This is a genomic window from Xanthomonas sp. SHU 166, assembly GCF_000364685.1.
Lineage (GTDB): Bacteria > Pseudomonadota > Gammaproteobacteria > Xanthomonadales > Xanthomonadaceae > Xanthomonas_A > Xanthomonas_A sontii.
The window spans coordinates 1-3,334 of the sequence record NZ_AQOJ01000363.1 but is presented as its reverse complement, the minus strand read 5'-3'; the positions used below and the strand labels follow the sequence as shown (position 1 = coordinate 3,334).

Here is a 3,334-nt window from a genome sequence, read left to right as displayed (position 1 = left end):
CCACCGCCGCCGCACCGGCCCCGGCCGCGCAGCGCCTGCGCGACGCCATCGCCTCGTTCGTGCGCCGCGCCCTGGCCGGCCCCGGGCTGGCCTATGCCTTCATCGCCGAGCCGGTGGAGCCGGAGGTGGACGCCGAGCGCATCCGCTGCCGGCGCCTGCTCGGCGACGTGTTCAAGGGCATCCTGGCCGAGGGCGTGGCCGCGGGCGAGTTCCCCGCGCAGGACCTGGAGGCGGCCGCGGCGTGCCTGGTCGGCGCCTACACAGAGGCGCTGGTCGGCCCGACCGCGCCCAGCCGCGACGGCCCGCGCGACAGCGAGCGCCTGGTCGAGGCCGTGTGCGGGTTCTGCCTGCGCGCGGTGGGCAGCGCCTGAGCGCGACCGGGCGCGCCGCCTGCGCCGAACTGCTGCGATGCAGCACGCATCGCCTGCGATTCCGTGTGCTCCCGGCGTGCCGCGCGGCGCAAACGCTGGCTATACTCGGTCGCGTAGCGGTGGTCCGGATTACCACGTGCCAAAGGGGTGTGATGTGCGGAATTACGACCTCGAATTTCTCAAGCGCTTCTCGATGGTGATCGGCCTGCTGGTGCTGATCACCCTCGGCCTGATCGTGTTCGCGCATTACCTGCAGCGGGCCATCCCGCCGGAGGTGTCGCCGGTGGCGCTCAAGCGCACCGAGGAGCGCATCGCCCCGGTCGGCGCGGTCTACGCCGGCAGCACCGGTGCCGCGGCGCAAGCGGCGGCACAGGCGGCGGCGCTGGCCAAGGCCTCGGCGCAGGCGGCCTACGGCGGCACCACCGACGGCAAGACCATCTTCAACAACCTGTGCACCGCTTGCCACACCACCGGCGTGGGCAAGGCGCCGACGCTGGACCACGCGCATTGGGACAAGCGCATCGCGCAGGGCAAGGAGACGCTCTACAAGCACGCCATCGAGGGCTACACCGGCCCCGACGGCGGCATCATGCCGCCCAAGGGCGGCAATCCCGGGCTGACCGAGGAGCAGATCCACGCCACCGTGGACTGGATGCTGGCCAACCTGAAGTAACCTTGCGCCTCCCGCACGCCACTGCGCCGCCTTCGGGCGGCGCATTCGTTTCCGCGCCCGTCGCGTGCCGGCGCAAACAAGGAGAGTGATCGCATGCGCATGCCGCCGCCATCGTTGTTGTCGTTGCTGCTGCTGGTCGCAGCCCCCGCCGCGCAGGCGCTGACGCCGCCGACCCTGCTGCCGATCGGGCAGTTGCGCCCGGGGCCGCAGGCGCAGGGCGTGGTGTTCGAGGGCGTGGTCACCGCGCGGGTGGAAGCCGGCGGCAGCGGCTACCTGGTGCAGGATGCCGGCGACGACGATCCGTTGACCGCCGACGCGCTGCTGGTGCGCGGCGATGCCGAGCGCGTCCTGGCTCCGGGCGATCGCGTGCGGGTGTGGGGCGAACTGGCGCCGCAGGCCGCCGCGTCGGCCAAGGCCGGCACGGCTTTCGTCGGGCGCAGCGTGCTGGAGCAGGGGCATACCGTGCTGGCACGGGCGCAGCCCTTGCCGCTGCAGGTGCTCGATGCGGCGCCGGCCGACTGGTCGGCGCTGGCCGGCATGCGCGTGCGCATCGCCGCGCCGCTGACCGTGGTCGACAACGATGCGCTGGGCAAGACCGGCGAACTGGGCGTGGCCTTCGGCGGACGCCTGTGGCAGCCCAGCGAAGTGGCCGCGCCCGGCAGCGCCGAGCAGGCGGCGGTGGTGGCCGACAACGCGCGGCGCGGGCTGCGCCTGGGCACGCTCGGTGCGCCGACGCCGACGCCGACGCCGACGCCGACGCCGACATCAACATCGGCAACGGCAACGGCAACGGCAACGGCAAAACTTCCGGACTATCTGGGCAGCGCCGCTGCACCGCCGCGCGCGGGCAGCACGGTCCAGGACGTGGAGGGCATCGTCGGCGGGGTGATCGATGGCGTGGCGCGGCTGTACCCGATCGCCGCGCTGCAGCTGACGCCGCCGCCGGAACCGGCGCCGCCGCAGGTCGACGGCACCTTGCGCATCGCCGCCTTCAACCTGGAGAACTTCTTCAACGGCGACGGCCGTGGCGGCGGTTTCCCGACCCTGCGCGGCGCGCGCACGCCGGCCGAGTTCCAGGCGCAGCTGCGCAAGCTGGTGGCGACGGTCCGCCCGCTGCAGGCCGACGTCGCCGCACTGATGGAACTGGAGAACGACGGCTACGGCCCGACCTCGGCGATCGCCAGCCTGGTCGACGCGCTCAACGCAGGCGGCGGCGACTGGCGCTTCGTCGACGCCGGGCGCGGCCCCGGCGACAACCCGATCCGGGTCGGGCTGATCTACCGCGCCTCGCGGGTGAGTCCGGTCGGCAAGCCGGCGATGCTGGAAGGCGGGCCGTTCGCCGAGCACAGCCGGGTGCCGCTGGCGCAGGCCTTCCGCCACGGCAGCGGCGCGCCGTTCGTGGTGGTGGCCAACCACTTCAAGTCGAAAGGGTGCGGCGAAGCCAGTGGCGCCGATGCCGACCGCGGGGACGGCCAGGGTTGCTGGAACGCGACCCGCACCGAGTCGGCGCGGCGCCTGGACGCGTGGCTGCGCAGCGACCCCACCGGCACTGGCAGCACGGCCAGCGTGCTGCTCGGCGATTTCAACGCCTATGCGATGGAAGATCCGCTGCGCCTGCTGCGCGACGCCGGCTGGCGCGACGCGTTGCAGGAGGCGCATGTCGCGCAGCCCTACAGCTTCGTCTATCGCGGCCTCAGCGGCCGGCTGGACCATGCCTTGCTGAGTCCGGCGCTGGCAGCGCGGTTGCGCGGCGCCGCCGAATGGCACGTCAACGCCGACCTGCCCGACAGCGACGGCTACCGCGAGCGCGATCTGCCCGGCCCGTGGCGCAGTTCCGATCACGATCCGTTGTTGCTGGGGTTTGATCTGTAGTGCCGGGAATGGGGGGACGGGAATGGGGAATCGGAAAAGCTGATCGCCGGCCCTCCTTTCCCTGTCCTTGATGTGTGGGACATTTCTGCTGGAGGCTCACGTCCTTCGCGAGGCGCACGACCGCCTGTTGTGAGTAGATGTGCTGTGTTTCAGGCCGGTCGCAGTGAGTGTCCGGTCTTACGCTTCACTGCCATCTCTTGAACGTTGCTTCTGTCCATTGTGCGCTGGTCGCACATGTGGCTTTGTGCTGGCCGAAGCTGTGAGATGGGGGTGTTCTCGCGCTAAGAAAGGCGACAGCCTTGTTGCTGTTGCTGTTGCTGTTGCTGTTGCTTTGGCATTTGCCGTTGTTTCTGCTGTTGCCGTTGCTTTGGCTTTTGACTTACCGGGTTCCCTTCCGCAGCGGCGGATGGACCGGGGA

At 71.2% G+C, this 3,334-nt stretch carries 2 protein-coding genes and 1 pseudogene; all 3 read left to right on the top strand.

The features are described from left to right. A pseudogene (locus tag D180_RS10375) lies at positions 1 to 371 on the top strand (TetR/AcrR family transcriptional regulator); the annotation flags it as partial. A 154-nt stretch (positions 372 to 525) separates the two neighbouring features. Continuing rightward, positions 526 to 1,044: a c-type cytochrome gene (locus D180_RS10370; protein WP_017915253.1), complete on the top strand. Its 519-nt coding sequence runs from the start codon at positions 526 to 528 to the stop codon at positions 1,042 to 1,044. Positions 1,045 to 1,137: 93 nt separating this feature from the next. After that, positions 1,138 to 2,916 (top strand): ExeM/NucH family extracellular endonuclease, encoded by a 1,779-nt coding sequence (locus D180_RS10365; RefSeq protein ID WP_017912736.1) that lies wholly within the window; start codon positions 1,138 to 1,140, stop codon positions 2,914 to 2,916. The last annotated feature ends 418 nt before the right edge of the window (positions 2,917 to 3,334 follow it).

Bases quoted from the DNA above. Each gene is read 5' to 3' on its own strand.
- D180_RS10365 (WP_017912736.1), top strand. From the start codon at position 1,138: ATGCGCATGCCGCCGCCATCGTTGTTGTCGTTGCTGCTGCTGGTCGCA.